The 18,346-nt window shown below is 65.6% G+C and carries 14 protein-coding genes; 9 read left to right on the top strand and 5 right to left on the bottom strand.

The genetic code is table 11. The features are described 5' to 3' along the window. Positions 1 to 10: 10 nt before the first annotated feature. Complete coding sequence (locus AEB_RS11075; protein ID WP_119083255.1) at positions 11 to 793, top strand: methyltransferase domain-containing protein; 783 nt, start codon at positions 11 to 13, stop codon at positions 791 to 793. Positions 794 to 796: 3 nt separating this feature from the next. On the opposite strand, the gene ppdK is transcribed toward AEB_RS11075, so the two are convergent. The 3 genes from ppdK to AEB_RS11060 are packed head-to-tail and all read right to left on the bottom strand — an operon-like array spanning position 797 to position 6,871. Further along, entirely contained in the window at positions 797 to 3,466 is a 2,670-nt protein-coding gene (gene ppdK / locus AEB_RS11070; RefSeq protein ID WP_119083254.1) for a pyruvate, phosphate dikinase, read from the bottom strand. A gap of 55 nt (positions 3,467 to 3,521) precedes the next feature. After that, positions 3,522 to 5,963: a glycine--tRNA ligase subunit beta gene (glyS, locus tag AEB_RS11065; RefSeq protein ID WP_119084594.1), complete on the bottom strand. Its 2,442-nt coding sequence runs from the start codon at positions 5,961 to 5,963 to the stop codon at positions 3,522 to 3,524. Continuing rightward, on the bottom strand, positions 5,960 to 6,871 hold the full coding sequence (locus AEB_RS11060; RefSeq protein ID WP_119083253.1) for a glycine--tRNA ligase subunit alpha: 912 nt from the start codon (positions 6,869 to 6,871) through the stop codon (positions 5,960 to 5,962). Before AEB_RS11060 ends, glyS begins: the two co-directional genes overlap by 4 nt. A 128-nt stretch (positions 6,872 to 6,999) precedes the next feature. On the opposite strand from AEB_RS11060, the gene AEB_RS11055 reads away from it, so the two are divergent. The 6 genes from AEB_RS11055 (at position 7,000) to ychF (ending at position 11,782) form a co-directional block, all read left to right on the top strand. Further along, positions 7,000 to 7,908 carry a TraB/GumN family protein gene (locus tag AEB_RS11055; RefSeq protein WP_119083252.1) on the top strand — a complete coding sequence of 303 codons (909 nt, stop codon included), beginning with the start codon at positions 7,000 to 7,002 and terminating at the stop codon, positions 7,906 to 7,908. Continuing rightward, positions 7,905 to 8,771 carry a TraB/GumN family protein gene (locus AEB_RS11050; RefSeq protein ID WP_172593067.1) on the top strand — a complete coding sequence of 289 codons (867 nt, stop codon included), beginning with the start codon at positions 7,905 to 7,907 and terminating at the stop codon, positions 8,769 to 8,771. The genes AEB_RS11055 and AEB_RS11050 overlap by 4 nt, the downstream gene beginning before the upstream one ends. Before the next feature lie 106 nt (positions 8,772 to 8,877). Then, positions 8,878 to 9,516, top strand: a complete 639-nt coding sequence (locus AEB_RS11045) for a 50S ribosomal protein L25/general stress protein Ctc (RefSeq protein ID WP_119083250.1) — start codon at positions 8,878 to 8,880, stop codon at positions 9,514 to 9,516. Between the two features lie 89 nt (positions 9,517 to 9,605). After that, positions 9,606 to 10,175 carry an aminoacyl-tRNA hydrolase gene (pth, locus tag AEB_RS11040; protein ID WP_119083249.1) on the top strand — a complete coding sequence of 190 codons (570 nt, stop codon included), beginning with the start codon at positions 9,606 to 9,608 and terminating at the stop codon, positions 10,173 to 10,175. Positions 10,176 to 10,309: 134 nt separating this feature from the next. Beyond that, entirely contained in the window at positions 10,310 to 10,591 is a 282-nt protein-coding gene (locus tag AEB_RS11035; protein ID WP_119083248.1) for a PEP-CTERM sorting domain-containing protein, read from the top strand. A gap of 90 nt (positions 10,592 to 10,681) precedes the next feature. Beyond that, a complete protein-coding gene (ychF, locus tag AEB_RS11030) occupies positions 10,682 to 11,782 on the top strand; it encodes a redox-regulated ATPase YchF (protein ID WP_119083247.1) in 1,101 nt (366 codons plus the stop codon). A 90-nt stretch (positions 11,783 to 11,872) separates the two neighbouring features. Here ychF and AEB_RS11025 read toward each other — a convergent pair whose 3' ends face one another. Then, a complete protein-coding gene (locus AEB_RS11025; protein ID WP_119083246.1) occupies positions 11,873 to 13,171 on the bottom strand; it encodes a hypothetical protein in 1,299 nt (432 codons plus the stop codon). Positions 13,172 to 13,449: 278 nt separating this feature from the next. On the opposite strand from AEB_RS11025, the gene gyrA reads away from it, so the two are divergent. After that, complete coding sequence (gene gyrA / locus AEB_RS11020) at positions 13,450 to 16,230, top strand: DNA gyrase subunit A (RefSeq protein ID WP_119083245.1); 2,781 nt, start codon at positions 13,450 to 13,452, stop codon at positions 16,228 to 16,230. 46 nt (positions 16,231 to 16,276) lie between these two features. Here gyrA and AEB_RS11015 read toward each other — a convergent pair whose 3' ends face one another. Continuing rightward, on the bottom strand, positions 16,277 to 16,960 hold the full coding sequence (locus tag AEB_RS11015; protein WP_119083244.1) for a lysoplasmalogenase family protein: 684 nt from the start codon (positions 16,958 to 16,960) through the stop codon (positions 16,277 to 16,279). 47 nt (positions 16,961 to 17,007) lie between these two features. Between AEB_RS11015 and trmFO the strand changes: the two genes are divergently transcribed. Beyond that, positions 17,008 to 18,339: a methylenetetrahydrofolate--tRNA-(uracil(54)-C(5))-methyltransferase (FADH(2)-oxidizing) TrmFO gene (trmFO, locus tag AEB_RS11010; protein WP_119083243.1), complete on the top strand. Its 1,332-nt coding sequence runs from the start codon at positions 17,008 to 17,010 to the stop codon at positions 18,337 to 18,339. Positions 18,340 to 18,346 lie beyond the last annotated feature (7 nt).

The following is an 18,346-nucleotide window of genomic DNA, read 5'->3' as shown; positions in this document are numbered from 1 at the left end:
GGCACTTGGCATGGCCACCACGCCCCCTACGATCTTCGCCCCCGCTCGCCGCCTTGCCGCCCGCCGCCGCGCCCGCGCGCTCCAGCGTGGCTCCGACGCGGCCCGCTTCGTACTGGCGGACATGGTGGAGGACATCCGTGACCGACTTGCCTTTGTCCGCCACGAGCCGCGCCGCGCGCTGGTGGTGGGGGACTGGACCGGCGAACTCTCCGACGCTCTGGCGGCAGGGGGCGCCGAAGTGATCCGGGCCGATCCTGCGCCCGCCGGTGAGGAGGTCCTGTTGGACGAGGAGCGGCCCTACCCCTTCGCCGGTTTCGACTTCATCGCCAGCCTGGCGACACTGGACACGGTGAACGACCTGCCCGGCGCCCTCATCCATATCCGCGCCGCCCTGGCCCCCGGCGGCCTCGCCATCGCGAGCTTCGCCGGGGCGGGCAGCCTGCCGGCCCTGCGCGCCGCAATGCTTGCCGCGGATCGCGAGCGGCCCGCGCCGCATCTCCATCCGATGGTCGACGTTCGCGCCGGGGCGCAATTGCTCCAGCGCGCGGGCTGGGCCGACCCGGTGGTGGACAGCCACTCGCTAAAGGTCCGCTATTCCTCCCTCGGCCGCCTCCTCGGGGACCTGCGGGCGCAGGGGCTCGGCAATGTGCTTGCCTCGGCCCCGCCCCCGCTTTCCCGAGCACAGCTTGCCGAAGCCGAGCAGGCCTTTGCCGCGCAGGGCGATACGGCGGGCCGCGTCACGGAGACCTTCGAGATCCTGACGCTCAGCGGCCGCCGGCGCCAGGATCGCTAGGCCTCATTCCGCCCGCAACGATGCCTGGGCTGCGGCAAGCCGCGCAATCGGCACGCGATAGGGCGAGGCGCTGACGTAATCGAGGCCCACCTTCTCGCAGAAGGCGATGCTCGACGGGTCACCGCCATGTTCGCCGCATATGCCCAGCTTGAGGTCGGGCCGCGTGGCACGGCCGCGTTCGACTGCCAAATCCACCAGCTGCCCCACACCTTCCACGTCCAGGCTGACGAAGGGATCGCGCTGATAGATACCCTTCTCGACATAGACCGCGAGGAAGCGGGCGGAATCGTCGCGGCTGACGCCGAGCGTCGTCTGGGTGAGATCGTTGGTACCGAAGGAGAAGAAACGCGCCTCCTCCGCAATCTCGCCCGCCATCAGCGCCGCGCGCGGGAGCTCGATCATGGTGCCGACCATATATTCGAGCGTGCGGCCCTTCTCCGCAAAGACGGTCTGCGCCGTGTCGTCCACCAGCTTGCGCAGGATCTCCAGCTCGCGCTTGGTGCCGACCAGCGGGATCATCACTTCCGGCACCACGGCTTCGCCGCTGCTTTCGGCCACCTCGCAGGCGGCTTCGAAAATCGCGCGCGCCTGCATCTCGTAGATTTCGGGATAGGTGATGCCGAGGCGGCAGCCCCGATGGCCAAGCATCGGATTGAATTCGTGCAGCTCCGCGGCGCGGCGGCGCAGGTGGTCCACGCCATAGCCGGTGACATCCGCCAGATCGGCAAATTCCGCGTCCTCATTCGGCAGGAATTCATGCAGCGGCGGATCAAGGAGGCGGATGGTGCACGGCAGGCCGGCCATCGTGGAGAAGATCTCCACGAAGTCCGAGCGCTGTTCGGGCAACAGCTTCGCCAGCGCCTTGCGCCGCCCGGCCTCGCTGTCGGCCAGGATCATTTCGCGCACCGCGCTGATCCGCCCGGCGTCGAAGAACATATGCTCCGTGCGGCAGAGGCCAATGCCTTCCGCGCCGAACTGGCGTGCCATGCGGCAATCGGCCGGCGTTTCCGCATTGGTGCGCACCTTCATCCGCCGATGCGCATCGGCCCATTCCATCAGCGTGGCGAAATCGCCCGCCAGCTCCGGCTCGATGGTCGGCACCTCGCCCGCCATCACCTCGCCGGTCGAGCCATCGAGCGTGAGCGTATCGCCTTCCTTCAGCTCGCGCGCGCCGATCCGCAGGCTGCGGGTCTTGGCGTCGATCGACACCGCCGAAGCGCCCGAAACACAGGGGCGCCCCATGCCGCGCGCCACCACGGCCGCATGGCTCGTCATGCCGCCGCGCGCAGTGAGCACGCCCTGCGCGGCATGCATGCCGTGAATATCCTCGGGGCTCGTTTCCACGCGCACCAGGATCACCTTTTCGCCCCGCCCGGCCCATTGCTCCGCCGTGTCGGCATCCAGCACCACGCGCCCGCTGGCGGCACCCGGGGAAGCCGGCAGGCCCTTGGTCAACACGTCGCGCGCTGCATCGGGATCGAGCGTGGGGTGGAGCAACTGGTCCAGCGCCATGGGATCGACGCGCAGCACGGCGGTGCGTTCGTCGATCAGCCCCTCGGCCACCATGTCGGCCGCCATCTTGAGCGCCGCCTTGGCGGTGCGCTTGCCGCTGCGGGTCTGCAGCATCCACAGCTTGCCCTGCTGCACCGTGAATTCGATGTCCTGCATGTCACGATAGTGCTTTTCCAGCAGCTCGAACACGTCGGCCAGCTCGCGATAGGCATCGGGCATCGCCTCTTCCATCGACGGGGCCGTAGCACCGGCAGCTTCGCGGGCCGCTCTGGTGAGATATTGCGGCGTGCGAATGCCGGCGACCACATCCTCGCCCTGGGCGTTCACCAGATATTCGCCGTAATAGGCTTTCTCGCCGGTGGCCGGATCGCGGGTGAAGGCGACGCCCGTGGCGCTGGTGTCGCCCATGTTGCCGAACACCATGGCCTGCACGTTGACCGCAGTGCCCCAGTCGCCCGGAATGTCGTTCAGCCGGCGATAGACCTTGGCGCGATCGGAATCCCAGCTATCGAAGACGGCGGAAATCGCGCCCCACAGCTGCTCGTTCACGTCCTGCGGGAAGGGCGTGCCCAGTTCCTGCTGCACGATGCCCTTGTATTCGGTCACCAGCGCCTTCCAGTCCGCGGCGCTCATCTCGGTGTCGGCGAAATAGCCGTTTTCCTCCTTGGCGACTTCCAGTGCTTCCTCGAACAGGCCGTGATCGAGGCCCAGCACCACATCGGAATACATCTGGATGAAGCGGCGATAGCTGTCCCACGCGAAACGCTCGTCGGCCGAGGTAGCGGCTAGGCCTTCCACCGTTGCGTCATTGAGGCCGAGGTTCAGCACCGTGTCCATCATGCCCGGCATGGAAACCCGCGCGCCGGAGCGGACGGAGACCAGCAGCGGATCGGCGGCATCGCCGAAGCTCTTGCCCACCGCCCGTTCGATATGGGTCAGCGCGGCGGCCACATCGGCGCGCAGCTGGTCGGAGAAATCGGACCCTTCGCGCAGATAGCGCACGCATTCTTCGGTCGTGATCGTGAAGCCCGGGGGAACCGGCAGGCCGATTCCGGCCATCTCGGCCAGATTGGCGCCCTTGCCGCCAGTGATGGTCTTGTCCGTGGCGCGCGGATCGCTGTGCGACGCGCCGCCGCCGAAGGTGTAAACCGTTTTCGTCATGCCCCCAACCTGCAGCCTTGGAACACCTTGGAACAGGGTTCCTTGTTAAAAAATCTCAGCCCTCGATACGCGAGAAATCAGCCACTTTGTGCACCGCAGCACGGAAGCGATCAAGCAAATCCAGCCGGCTTGCACGCTTGTCCTGTTCCGGAACATTCACCGTCACCTCATCAAAGAAGCGGTCGATCGGAGCGCGCAGCCCGGCCAGTGCCGCCATGGCAGCCGCGAAGTCCTCCGCCTCTATCGCTGCGGCGGCGCGAGGCTCGGCTGCGTCCAGCGCCTCGATCAGCGCCTTCTCGGCCGGTTCGGGGGTGTAGGACAGCTCGCGTCCGCGGCGTTCCGTCATCTTGGCGTCGATCACCGCCTTGAGATCGGGATCGTCGACCAGCGCCAGCGGATCCTCCTCCCCGGTCTGCGCGATCTCACCCTCGGTGCCTTCCCATTCCTCCTTCTTGAGGATGTTGGCCGCGCGCTTGTACGCGGCGAGCAGATTGGCGCCCTCGGCGGTTTCGACGTAGCTTTGCAATGCGTTCACCCCTGCCAGCAGCCGGACGAGATCGTCCTCGCCGCCCAGGGAGAACACCGCATCGATCAGATCGTGCCGGACGCCCGCCTCGCGTTGCTGAACCTTGAGGCGGTCCACTATGAACAGCTTAGCCTCGTCCGCCCTATGCACCACATCATGCGCTGACAGATCACGGAGGCGTGCAAGCAATTCCTTTGCAGCAGTTGCACCGACGTTCACCTCTTCCAGATGAGCGAGTGCATCACGTACAGCAGGTGCATATTGGCCAGATCGAGCCATTTGCTTCCACAGATCGGCCGATTGAGTCGCCTCTCCTAGGGCAAAACTGCTCCGGGCTGCCCAGGCCAGTGCAGTCTCAACATACCCGATCACGCAATTCATCAGCGTGACAAGCACCGGAAGGCGGCTCTCATTCCCAAGCACTAGACTGCAGACAGCGATAGCCGAGCGACGAAGCCCAAACGGATCCTTTGAACCGGTCGGCGCTTGCTCGATAAGGAAAAACCCGGCGATTGTATCCAGCTTGTCGGCCAGGCTCACGGCCACCGTCACCGGCGCGGTGGGGACGTCATCTCCCTGTCCCACCGGTTTGTAGTGATCGCGGATCGCCTCGGCGACCTCCACGGGCAAGCCCTGCTCGCGGGCGTAATAGCCGCCCATAAGGCCCTGCAATTCGGGAAATTCGCCGACCATTTCGGTGACAAGGTCCGCCTTGCACAGACGCGCGGCCTGTTCGGCCATGTCCGCGAGTTCGACCACCCCCTCGTCATTCCCGCGAAGGCGGGAATCCAGATGGCCGGGCTGCTCGTCTCCGTTCTGGGCCCCCGCCTGCGCCGGGGTGACGACACCCTCTTCCACCAGCCAGCGCGCCAGCCTTGCCACGCGCTCCACCTTGTCGGCCACGGTGCCGAGCTTTTCGTGGAAGGTGATCCGTTCCAGCTTCTTCGCCTGCTCTTCCAGCGGCACCTTGCGGTCCACGTCCCAGAAGAAGCGCGCGTCGGAGAGGCGGGCGGCGAGCACCTTGCGGTTGCCATCAACGATGGCGGTGCCGCCGTCCCGCGCTTCGATATTGGCGGTGCAGACGAAGGCGTTGGCGAGCGTGCCCGCAGCGTCCTCGCAAACGAAATACTTCTGGTTCACCCGCGCGGTCAGCTGGATCACTTCGGGCGGAACTTGCAGGAACGCCTCGTCAAACCGACCGAGCAGCGGCACGGGCCATTCGGTGAGGCCGGCATTCTCCACCACCAGACCTTCATCCTCCACCAGCGTCAGGCCGGCTTCGGCCGCAGCGCGGGTGGCGCCTTCGCGGATGATTGCCTCGCGCTCGGCCTGATCGACGATCACATGGCAGGCGCGCAGCTTCTGGGCATAATCGTCGGCGCCGCCGATGGTGATCGCGCCGGGATGGTGGAAGCGATGGCCCACGGTGGCATAGCCGGACGGCACGCCGCCCACTTCGCACTCCACCAGTTCCTCACCCAGAATGGCGACGATGCCGGACAGCGGGCGCACCCAGCGCAGGCTCTCCGTCGAGAGCGAGGCGGCGCCCCAGCGCATACTCTTCGGCCAAGGGAAGGCGCGGATGATCGCCGGAATCGCTTCGGCCAGCACATCCTTCACCGCGCGGCCGGGCTTTTCCACCACAGCGAAATAGGTGTCCTTGCCCTTGAGATCGCGGATTTCGAGCTGGTCCTGCCTCAGGCCGGTCTTGCGCAGGAAGCCTTCCAGGGCCTGCGCCGGCGCGCCGATGGCGGGGCCCTTCGTCTCCTCGCGCACGGCCTCGGTCTGATCCGGCAGGTCACGGGCAATAAGGGCGAGGCGGCGGGGGGTGGACCAGACAGTGATGGCACCGGGAGCGAGGCCAGCGGCTTGCAGTTCCGCGCGGAACAGCTTTTCCAGATCGGCGCGGGCGCCCTTCTGCATGCGTGCGGGAATTTCCTCGCAGCGCAATTCGAGCAGGAAGTCGCTCATGCCGCCCACCCTTCGTACTCAGCGGCCCAGCGGTCTTTCTCCTTGGCCATGTAGGCCTCGCACGAACCGCGCGCGAGATCGCGGACCCGGCCCATGTAGCTGGCGCGTTCCTGCACGCTGATCACGCCGCGCGCCTGCAGCAGGTTGAACACATGGCTCGCCTCGATCGCCTGCTCATAGGCGGCGATCGGCACGCCGTTTTCCAGGCAGTTGCGGCATTCGGCCTCCGCCTTGGCGAAGAGATCGAACAGCGCGTCCGTGTCCGCCACTTCGAAGTTCCATTTCGACATCTGGCGCTCGTTTTCCAGGAACACGTCGCCATAGGTCACGCCGCGGCCGTTGAAATCGAGATCGTACACATTGTCGACGTTCTGGATGTACATGGCGAGCCGTTCGAGCCCGTAGGTGAGTTCGCCGGCGACCGGCTTGCAGTCAAAGCCACCCATTTGCTGGAAATAGGTGAACTGCGTCACTTCCATGCCGTCGCACCAGACTTCCCAGCCCAGGCCCCAGGCCCCCAGCGTGGGGCTTTCCCAGTCATCCTCCACGAAGCGGATATCGTGCTTCAGCGAATCGATGCCGATCACTTCCAGGCTGCGCAGGTAGAGTTCCTGCAGGTCCGGCGGGCTGGGCTTCAGGATGACCTGATATTGGTAATAATGCTGCAGGCGGTTGGGATTCTCGCCATAGCGGCCGTCCGTGGGGCGGCGGCAGGGTTGCACGAAGGCGGCGTTCCACGGCTCCGGCCCCAGCGCGCGCAGCGTGGTGGCGGTGTGGAAGGTGCCCGCGCCCATGCGCATGTCGTAAGGCTGCAGGATCAGGCAGCCCTGCGCGCTCCAATAATCATGGAGCGCCAGGATCATGTCCTGGAAGCTCTTCTGCGGCTCTCTCTGCGTCGCGCTGTTCATCGCGCCGGGGCAATGGCCGAAGGGCCAGGGAGCGTCAATGGCGCAACGCTCCCGATAAATTTGTCGCGGGTGTGGTGCGTTTCGCCGCAAGCCATTAAACCCCTGCCCAATTATCTGAAGGATCGCGCATGAAGCCGAAACGGCTGTTCCTCTCTTCGCTCGCCGCAATCGCCCTGGTCGCCACCAGCGGCTGCGTGAATGGGGCGAGCTTCGCCGCGGAAACGCCGCCCGAGGGGGCGGTGCCCGGCCCTGCGCTGTGGAAGGTGGCGGACGAGGATACGACGATCTATCTCTTCGGTACGGTGCATGCCCTCCCCAAGGATGTGAACTGGTTCGACGGTCGGATCGAGCGGGCCTTTCACGGTTCGCAGGAACTGGTGACCGAAATCGACCTCGATCAGGCTGCCGCCTCTTCGCAGGCGCTGGCCGCGGCCGGCATGCTTCCGCCCGGGCAGAACCTGCGCGAGTTGATGAGCGAGGAAAACCGCGTGCAGTTCGAAGAGGCGCTCGTCTCGCTCGGCCTTCCGGTGGAAGCGCTCGACCGCTTCGAGCCGTGGTTCGCCGCGATGACGCTCACCCTGCTGCCGCTGGTACAGGACGGCTATCAGACTGACAGCGGCGTGGAACTGGCGCTGGGCAAGAAGGCGGCCGGCAAGGAACGCGGCGCGCTGGAGACGATCCAGCAGCAGATCGATCTGTTCGACGGCCTCCCCATGGATGCACAGCTGACATTTCTCGACCAGACGGTGGAAGCCGTGCCGAATGCCAGCAAGTCGCTCGACGCCATGGTCGCCGAGTGGGCGAAGGGCGATGCGCAGGAACTGGCGAAGCTGCTCAATTCGGAACTCACCGATCCGGCGCTCTATGCGCGCCTGCTCACCCAGCGGAATGCCAATTGGGCGGGCTGGATCGAAAATCGGTTGGCAGAGCCCGGCACCGTGTTCGTCGCCGTGGGTGCGGGCCATCTGGCCGGCAAGGGCAGCGTGCAGGATCAGCTGCGACGCCACGGGCTCAAGGCGAAGCGCGTCTGGGAGTGATCCGCCTCCTCTTCGCTGGGCTGGCCGCGCTGTGGCTCTCCGGCTGCGGCACAGGCGGCGAAAAGGCGCGCGACTGGCCACCCCCACACCCGGCCCTCTGGGAGGTGACCTCGCCTGCAGGGGAGCGCGGCTGGCTGTTCGGCACCGTCCACGCCCTGCCCGCTGGCGTCGAATGGCGAACCCCGGCGCTGGATGCGCAGCTCGCCGAGGCCCGCACGCTGGTGGTAGAAATCGCCGACCTCGTTGATACCGGTGCCGCCAACGCGGCCTTTTCCGCGCGGTCCCCTAGCGCCGGGCTGCCGCCGCTGACACAGCGTGTGCCGGCGGCGGATCGCCCTGCCCTGCGCGCGCTGATGGAGCGAGCCGGCCTGTCGGAGGACGACGTGGCGGGGATGGAAAGCTGGGCCGCCGCCCTGGTCCTCGCCAATGCCGCGCGCGCGGCAGAGCCGGGCAACGGCGTGGATCGGGCGCTGCTCGCCACCGGAAAGCCGGTGCTGGGGCTCGAAAGCTTCGCCGACCAGTTCGACCGCTTCGATCGCCTGCCCCCCACCGCGCAGACGGATTTCCTCGTCGCCGTGTCCCGCGAGGCGGAAACGGAGGACGAGGACGGCGCGATTGTCGCCTGGCTCACCGGCGACCTGCCGACGCTGGAGAAGCAGGCGGAACAGGGCATCCTGTCCTTTCCCGAGCTTCGGCGCGCGTTACTGGTGGACCGCAACCGGAACTGGGCGCCGCGCATCGCCGCGCTGATCGATGGCGGCCGGCGTCCCTTCGTGGCAGTGGGCGCAGCGCATCTGCTGGGTGCAGACGGCCTGCCCGCCCTGCTGGAAGCAGCCGGCTATCGGGTGCAGCGTATCCAGTAAGGCTTGTTTTCTCGGCGCCTTCGCCCTAAGGGCGCCCTCTTCCGGCCATGGTCATCCCTGGAGGCGTGGCGGAACTAGTACATCAACGCATTCGAAAGGCACGAAGATGAGCGACGCTCTTACCCTGCCGGCCGAGCTGCGCGAACGGGCTGGCAAGGGAGCCTCCCGCACGTTGCGCCGCGAAGGTCGTGTTCCCGCCGTTATCTATGGCGGCAAGGAAGAACCCACCACGATCCACGTCGAGGAAAAGCTCCTCGTCAAGCAGCTTGGCACTGGCCATTTCATGAACTCGATCGTGATGATCGAGGTCGGCGGCAAGACGCTGCGCACGCTCCCCAAGGACGTGGCGCTCCACCCGGTGAGCGATCGCCCGCTCCATGTCGACTTCCTGCGCCTTTCCAAGGATGCGAAGATCGAAGTCGCAGTGCCCGTGGTCTTCGTCAACGAGGAAGCGAGCCCCGGCCTCAAGCGTGGCGGCGTGCTCAACATCGTGCGGCATGAGCTGGAACTGGTCTGCGAAGCGGACAAGATTCCGGGTGAGATCCAGATCGATGTCACCGGCCTCGAAGTCGGCGATTCGATCCATATCAGCCATGTGACCCTGCCGAGCGGCTCCGAAAGCGCAATCACCGATCGCGATTTCACCATCGCCACGGTGGTTGCCCCCTCTGCGCTGAAGCGTTCCGACGCCGAAGCCGCCGATGCGGAAGCCGCTGAAGAAGGCGAAGGCGAAGCCGAGGGCTGATCCCCTCGCCAGCTTGGCATTCAGGCGCCGGCCCGCTTTCAGCGCGGCCGGCGCTTTGCTTTTCCGGCCTCCACGCATAGGGAACCGCCATGCAGATATGGGCAGGTCTTGGTAATCCCGGTCCGCAATATGCGTTCCACCGGCACAATGTCGGCTTCATGGCGCTGGACGTCATCGCCGATATGCACGGCTTCGGCCCGGTGCAGAAGAAGTTCCAGGGGTGGGTCCAGGAAGGGCGCGTGGGCGGAGATAAGGTCCTGCTGCTGAAGCCCGCCACTTTCATGAACGAAAGCGGCCGCTCGGTTGCGGAGGCCCTGCGCTTCTACAAGCTCGGCCTCGATGCCCTCACCGTTTTTCATGACGAGCTCGATCTCGCGCCGTTCAAGGTCAAGGTGAAGCTCGGCGGCGGCACCGCGGGGCACAACGGCCTGCGCTCGATCGACCAGCATCTCGGCGCCGACTTCCGGCGGGTGCGCCTCGGCATCGGCCACCCCGGCCATCGTGACCGCGTGACCGGCTATGTCCTTGGCAATTTCGCCAAGGCGGAACAGGACGATCTCGTCGGCATGCTGGGTGCGATCGGGTCGGAGGCCGATTGGCTGGCAAAGGGTGAGGATGCCCGTTTCATGAGTGACGTGGCGCTGCGCCAGCAAGACTGACCCGTCCCTCCCGCGATCCGTTAATCCCCCTCGCGCGTCTTTCCCTGAATGGCACACCGCTCGCTCACTGCGTTGTAAGCCGCCCCGATCCCACCCCAAGGGGACGCTGGATCGTTACAAATCAGGGGATCAGCATGACTCGCAAGCTCGTTTTATCCGCCGTCGCGATAGCCGCCCTGGCAATCGCCGCTCCCGCGTCGGCCGGCGGATATCACTGGGGTGGTTCCACCTCCAGCTCCGGTGGCTGCCGCTTCTGTGGTGGCGGGTCTTCGGGTGGCCATCCCGGCTCCTCCAGCTCGGGCGGTTCGAGCACCTCCGGCGGCACTGCGGTGCCCGAGCCCGGCATGCTGGGCATGTTCGGCGCCGGCATCCTGGGCGTGGGCATCGCCCGGGCGCGCCGCCGCCGCAAAAGCTGAGGCACTGCACGACGCAGTTCCGCTCCACTGGCCTTTCGCTGCCGCCGCCGCTAAGGGCGGCGCAGCAAAAGGCTGGTAGGACCGAAATTCATGGGATTCCGCTGCGGGATCGTGGGTTTGCCCAATGTCGGCAAATCCACGCTGTTCAACGCACTCACCGAAACGCAGGCCGCCCAGGCGGCCAATTATCCCTTCTGCACGATCGAGCCGAATGTCGGCCAGGTCGCCGTGCCCGATCCGCGGCTGGAACAGCTCGCGAAGATTGCCGGCAGCGCGAAGGTAATCAACACCCAGCTGTCCTTCGTGGACATTGCCGGGCTGGTGAAGGGCGCCAGCAAGGGCGAAGGCCTCGGCAACCAGTTCCTCGGTAACATCCGCGAGGTGGATGCCATCGTGCATGTGCTGCGTTGCTTCGAGGATGACGATATCCAGCACGTGGCCAACAAGGTTGACCCGATCGCGGATGCCGAAGTTGTCGAGACGGAGCTGATGCTGGCCGACCTCGAAAGCCTGGAAAAGCGGGTGGAGAACGCCCGCCGGCGCGCCACGAGCGGCGACAAGGAAGCCAAGGCGCTGGTCAGTGTGCTGGGCCAGGCGCTGGAGCTGCTGCGCGACGGCAAGCCCGCCCGGCTGACGGAGCCGCAGGATGACGAGGAAGCGCAGCTGTTCGAGCAGGCACAGCTGCTGACGGCCAAGCCCGTGCTCTACGTCTGCAACGTGGCGGAAGAGGATGCGGCGAGCGGTAACGAGCTGAGCCGCAAGGTTTTCGAAAAGGCAGCGGCCGAAGGGGCGCAGGCCGTGGTGGTTTCCGCCGCGATCGAAGCCGAGCTGGTCGGGATGGAGCCGGAAGAGCGCGGCGAATATCTCGCTTCCCTGGGGCTGGAAGAAACCGGCCTCACCCGCGTGATCCGTGCCGGTTATGACCTGCTTGGCCTCAAGACCTTCTTCACCGTCGGGCCCAAGGAAGCGCGAGCGTGGACCTTCCGCGATGGCGCCAAGGCGCCTGAAGCGGCGGGCGAGATCCACACGGATTTCCAGAAGGGCTTCATCCGGGCTGAAACGACCGCATTCGAGGACTACGTTGCGCTCGGCGGGGAAAGCGGCGCTCGCGAGGCGGGCAAGCTGCGGCAGGAAGGCAAGGAGTATGTCGTCCGCGATGGCGACGTGATGCTGTTCAAGTTCAACGTCTGACGCGCAAATAACGCGCCGCACGATGGACAAAGAAAAAGGCGCGCGGGGAGCGATCCCCGCGCGCCTTTTCTTGACCTGTCGTGCAGGTGATCAGGCCTTACCGTCGACGTAGGCCATCCATGCGCGCGCCACGATCTGGCGGGGGCCGGTGACCTTGGCCAGCGCCTCGCGCGCACCGGCATAGTCACCCGCCTTGGCCTTGGCAATGCCGAGACGCGTGAGGGCGACCTGCTGATCCACCCCGCCCTTATCGATCGCCATCTGATACATGTCGGCCGCCTGCTGGTTCTCATCGAGCGAGAGCAGGACGTCGCCCGCACTGAGCGCCTTCGAACCCGTGGCGGCCCCCTGGGCTTCCTTGACGAGGCCGGGCGCTTCGGCGCGGTCCTGCGCCTTGCGCGTGTCCACCACGCGCTTCACGTCGGCGTAATATTCATCCGAAGCGCTCAGCGCACCGGCTGCCACGCCGGCGTCGAGCACCTTCTGCACCTCGTTCGACATGATTCGCGGATCGGCGGCTTCGATATAGCCGACGAATTCCTGCCGCTCGGTGAGCGAATTGGTTTCGCGCATCAGGCGGAACAGGTCGAGCTGAGCCTGCGGATCGAGCGAGTTGATCGCATTGACCACCTGCAGTGCGGCAACCCAGTTCTTTTGCGTGGGGTTGGATGACACCAGCAGGACCGAAAGATCGTTAGCTTCCTGGTTCATCTTGCCATTGTAGGCCATCTGCAGCGCGCGCAGCAGCCACTGATCGGGCACGGCCTGCCCCGCCGCCTTCCGCTCCTTCGCAAGTCCCTCGATAAAGGTCACGCCCTGTGCCGCCTGGCCCGACGCGAAATAGGTTTCCGCCAACAGCGGATCGAGGTTGTCGTTGGGGTCGACATAGCCCGCCTGCTTCGCGGCCATCAGCGCCGTGCGAGCGGCATCGTAATCCTTCGCGTCATAGGCGAGATTGCCGATGAAGAAGTTGAACTGGCCAACCTGCTCCGGCGTGGTCTGCCCGCTGTCGACCATCATTTGCAGGCCCTGGCGCTGCAGCGCCTTGTCGTTGAGCTTGTTGCCGAGCATGAGCGAGAGATTGCCGGCGAAGAAGCGATCCGCGTCGTTCTCCACCGCTGCAATCACACCGGGCAGCATCGACTTGGCGGAGGCATAGTCGCCGCCTTCCTCATTCACGATCTTGGCCACCGGCTGATAGGCTTCGGAGAACTTCTTGGAGTTCTTCGGCTTGCCGTCATCCTTGCTCTTCTTGTTCTGCGCCTGTGCGGGGGCATCCAGCGCGACGGTGCCGATCAGGCCCGCAGCGGCGAGGCACAGCGCCATCGCGAAGGTGGAGGAAACACCGCGCCGGCGAAGGCGCTTGGCAGGGGTGGACATCGGAAGCATCAATCGTCTCTCCTGTCGGGACTGAAGACCTATCCGTAGCGATAGGACCGTTTCGTGTCGTTGGCGCTACTGTCGCGAAATGCGCCAAATTGCAAACCGGTCCTAGAAAGCTCGGGCTGAATGGCTATTTAACCGTGGCAGGCCGCGCAGGCGCCCCCAAATGTGGATAAAGCGCCCCGCATCCCCGGCCCACCGGCCGTTCCGCTGGCCTCCGTGGCTCCTATCGCCTAGGCCTGCCGGGGATAAGCACCAACAACAAGAACGGGCAAAACGCTCTCGTGAACGATACCACAGACACAGTTGAACCCACCCACGGGCCCGGCGACTACGGCCGCATCGACATCGTCGATGAGATGAAGACGAGCTATCTCGATTACGCGATGAGCGTGATCGTCTCCCGCGCGCTGCCCGATGTGCGCGACGGGCTGAAGCCGGTGCATCGCCGGATCATGTGGGCCTGCCAGGAAGGCGGCTTCGTGCCCGGTCGCCCCTATCGCAAATCCGCCAAGATCACCGGCGACACGATGGGCAACTATCACCCGCACGGCAACCAGGCGATCTATGACGCGCTGGCGCGCATGGCGCAGCCGTGGTCGATGCGGGTGCCGCTGATCGACGGCCAGGGCAATTTCGGCTCCATGGACCCCGATCCGCCCGCAGCGGAACGCTATACCGAGGCACGGCTGGCGAAGCCCGCGATGGCGCTGCTGGAGGATATCGACAAGGACACGGTCGACTTCGTCGACAACTATGACGGTTCGCGGCAGGAGCCCGCCGTCCTCCCTGCGCGCTTCCCCAATTTGCTGGTCAACGGCGCAGGCGGCATCGCCGTGGGCATGGCGACGAATATTCCGCCGCACAATCTGGGCGAAGTGATCGACGGCTGCCTCGCCTTCATCGAAAACCCCGGCATCACTTCCGAAGAGCTGATGGAATATATTCCGGGGCCGGATTTCCCCACGGCCCCGATCATCCTCGGCAATGCCGGCAGCCGCGCGGCCTATACCACAGGGCGCGGGTCGATCCTAACCCGCTCCCGCCACGAGATCGAGGAGAAGCGCGGGGATCGCCAGTCGATCGTGCTCACCTCCATCCCTTATCAGGTCGGCAAGGCCGGGCTGGTGGAGAAGATCGCCGAAGCGGCGAAGGAAAAGCGGATCGAGGGCATCTCCGACATCCGCGACGAGTCCAATCGCCAGGGCGTCCGCGTGGTGATCGACCTCAAGCGCGATGCGACGGCAGAAGTCGTGCTGAACCAGATCTGGCGGCACACGCCGGCGCAATCGAGCTTCCCCGCCAACATGCTGGCGATCCGCGGTGGCCGGCCGGAAACGCTGGCGCTGCGCGACATCGTGCAGAGCTTCATCCAGTTCCGCGAAGAGGTCATCACCCGGCGGACCAAGTATGAGCTGTTGAAGGCCCGCGACCGGGCGCACATCCTGCTCGGCCTCGTCGTGGCCGTGTCGAACCTTGATGAGGTGGTGGCGATGATCCGCGGATCCGCCAACCCGGCCGATGCCCGTGCGAAGCTGATGGCGAAGGATTGGCCGACAGCCGAGATCGCGCCCTATCTCAGCCTCGTCGAAGCAGTGGAGGACGAGCAGACGGGGCCGGACGGCACCTATCGCCTCTCCGAAACCCAGGTCCGCGCCATTCTCGAACTGCGGCTGCACCGCCTCACCGCCCTCGGCCGCGACGAAATCGGCGACGAGCTCAAGGAGCTCGCGATCAAGATCGCCGAATATCTCGCCATCCTCGGCGATCGGCGGCGGCTGTACGAAGTGATGCGCGAAGAACTCGTGGAGATCCGCGACAATTTCGCGACGCCCCGCGTGTCCGAGATCGCCCCTGCCTGGGACGGGCTGGATGACGAGGATCTGATCGAGCGCGACGAGATGGTCGTGACCGTGACGCTGGACGGCTATATCAAGCGGACGCCGCTCTCCACCTTCCGCGCCCAGAACCGTGGCGGCAAGGGTCGCTCGGGCATGGCGACGAAGCAGGAAGATGCGGTGATGGCGATGTTCGTCACCAGCACGCATAATCCGGTGCTGTTCTTCTCCACCGCCGGCAAGGCCTATCGCCTCAAGGTGTGGAAGCTGCCCGAAGGCGGGCCTGCCACGCGCGGCCGGCCGATCGTCAACCTGCTGCCGGCGCTCGACCCTGGGGAAACCATCGCGGCCGTGCTGCCCTTGCCGGAAGACGAGGACAGCTGGGGCGCGCTCAGCGTCGTCTTCGCCACCGCCCGCGGGGGCGTCCGCCGCAACAGCATGGATGCCTTCGCCAACATCCCCAGCAACGGCAAGCTCGCGATGCGCTTCGAAGAGGGCAGCGACGACAAGCTGATCGGCGTTGCCCTGCTCGATCCGGGTGACGACGTGCTGCTCGCGAGCCGCGAGGGCAAGGCCATCCGCTTCGCCGCGGATGACATCCGCGAATTCACCAGTCGCACCTCCACCGGCGTGCGCGGCATGACGCTGAAAGGTGATGACGAGGTGGTTTCGCTGTCCATCCTGCACCGCGTGGGCACGCAGGCGGAAGAGCGAGAGCAATATCTGCGCTTCGCCCCGTGGAAGGCCGAAAAGGAAGGCGACCCCGAACTCTCGCCCGAACGCTTCGCCGAGCTGGCGGAGAAGGAGCAGTTCATCCTCACCGTCTGCGCCAATGGCTATGGCAAGCTGAGCTCCGCCTATGAATATCGGCGGATCGGGCGCGGCGGCCAGGGCATTACCAATATCGACAACATCGCCCGCAACGGCCCGGTGGTGGCCAGCTTCACGGCCACCCAGCTGGACCAGCTGATGCTGGTGACCAACCAGGCCAAGCTGATTCGCATCGGGCTCGACACGCTGCGGGTGATCGGCCGCAGCAGCGCCGGCGTGCGCCTCTTCAACGTCGGCAAGGACGAACATGTGGTGAGCGCGGTTCGCATCGACGAGAAGGAAGCGCCGGAAGATGCGGCGGAAGAAGCCGTGGTCGAAGAGATGATCGCTCGCGGAACGGAAGAGACCGCGCCCGAGAACCCGCCGACCCGCGACGACACGCTCGACGAGGATTGAGCGACAGGCTGACCGGGTGCGGAGTGGGCGTCTGCCTCCCCCCCGGTCAGTCCCGGCGGCTGACCAGCTTCAGGCGCGGGTTGCGCTTGTGCAGCGTCTGCGCCACGCCGATCACGATCAGTAGCTGGCCTAGGTAGTAGATCGGCCAGGACAGGATCTGCGGCACGGAACTGCCCTGCAGCGGACCGTAGCCGGCGAGGATCAGCAGGTCCGCAATCACGAATAGGATCGCCCCGGCGCCGACGCGGTAGCGCGGAAAACTGCTGGCCCAGGCGGCCGAGGCCATCCCGCCCATCGCCAGAGCGTAAAGCGCCGCCTCGCTGCGCGCCGCGTCCTCCACCGTCAGGAAATAGGCGATCAGGGAGGGCAGCACGAGCAATGCCACCACGGTCAATTTCTCGCGCGTTCCCAGCACCTCGCGCTTGTGGCGCAGATAGAGCATCAGGGCGACGAGGTGATAGCCGAAAAACACAATTGCCCCGGCTTCCACATAGATTTCCATCACCATGTCGCCGATCGCAGCGATCGCCATCATCACGGCGAGCAGCTTCGCATCCTGGCTGTCGTGCCGCAGCAGCGCGTAAAGCGCGAGCAACCCCACCGCCGTGCCCTTGAGCGGGATGAGATAGAGTTCCGGCCAAGGGCCAGCCCGCAGGTAATAGAAGGCCAGCGCCGCGGCGATGCTGGCGAGAAGGAAAGGCCGCTTCTGTGCAAGTGCGCGTTTGGGCATCGCCCATCCCTTGACCTGACACGGGCGCGGGAGCAAGCGCCTGCTGCATGGCTTATGACGTGCATATCATCGGCGGCGGTCTCGCAGGCAGCGAAGCCGCCTGGCAGCTGGCGCGGCGCGGCGCGAAGGTGCGGCTTTCGGAAATGCGCGGCGGCGGCGGCAATACCCCGGCCCACCAGACCGATGGGCTGGCGGAGCTCGTCTGCTCCAATAGCTTCCGCTCCGACGATGACGAGCGCAACGCGGTGGGCCTGCTGCATCACGAAATGCGCCGGCTGGATTCGCTGATTATGCGTGCCGGAGAAGTGGCGCGTGTGCCCGCCGGTTCTGCAATGGCCGTGGACCGGGACCTGTTTTCCGCCGAAGTGCAGAAGGCGCTGGAGGACCATCCCAACATCGAGATCGTGCGGGAACGTGTGGAGTCTCTTCCGGATCACGGGCTGACGATCGTCGCCACCGGGCCGCTGACCGCGCCCGCGCTTGCGGAGAGCATCGGCCGCGCCACCGGCGCCGAGAGTCTCGCCTTCTTCGATGCCATCGCGCCCATCGTGCACCACGAGAGCATCGATATGGACACATGCTGGATGCAGAGCCGGTGGAACAAGGGAGACGGCAAGGACTACATCAACTGCCCGATGGACAAGGAGCAGTACCTCGCCTTCCATCAAGGCCTGATCGAGGGCGAGAAGACCGAGTTCAAGCAGTGGGAAGCCGACACGCCCTATTTCGAAGGCTGCATGCCGATTGAGGTGATGGCGGCCCGCGGCGTGGACACCTTGCGCTACGGGCCGATGAAGCCGGTGGGCCTGGATGATCCGCGCACCGGCCGCTGGCCCTACGCCGTGGTGCAACTGCGGCAGGACAACAAGCTGGGTACGCTGTGGAACATGGTCGGCTTCCAAACGAAGCTGAAATATGCCGAGCAGGTGCGTCTCTTCCGCACGATCCCGGGCCTTGAGAAGGCGGAGTTCGCGCGGCTTGGCGGGCTGCACCGCAACACCTTCCTCAATTCACCGGTCCTGCTGGACCGGCAACTGCGGCTGAAGGGGGCGGAGCATATCCGCTTTGCCGGGCAGATCACTGGATGCGAAGGCTATGTGGAAAGCAGCTCGGTGGGGCTGCTCGCCGGTCTGATGGCGGCGGCGGAACTGGGCGGGCGAAGCTGGTCCTCCCCTCCCCGCACTTCGGCCATGGGCGCGCTGCTGAGCCATATCACCGGGGATGCCGAGGCGGAGAGCTATCAGCCGATGAACATCAATTTCGGCCTCTTCCCCCCGCTGCACGATGTGAAGAAAAAGCAGCGCAAGGAAGCCTATACCGAACGGGGCAAAGCCGATTTCGGCGCCTGGCTCAGCGAAATGGAAGCTGTTCCGGCGTAGAAAACCG

It is taken from the genome of Altererythrobacter sp. B11 (genome assembly GCF_003569745.1).
Classification (GTDB): Bacteria; Pseudomonadota; Alphaproteobacteria; order Sphingomonadales; family Sphingomonadaceae; genus Croceibacterium_C.
Note: the sequence above shows the minus strand (reverse complement) of the source record. Positions and strands in the feature narration are given on the sequence as shown.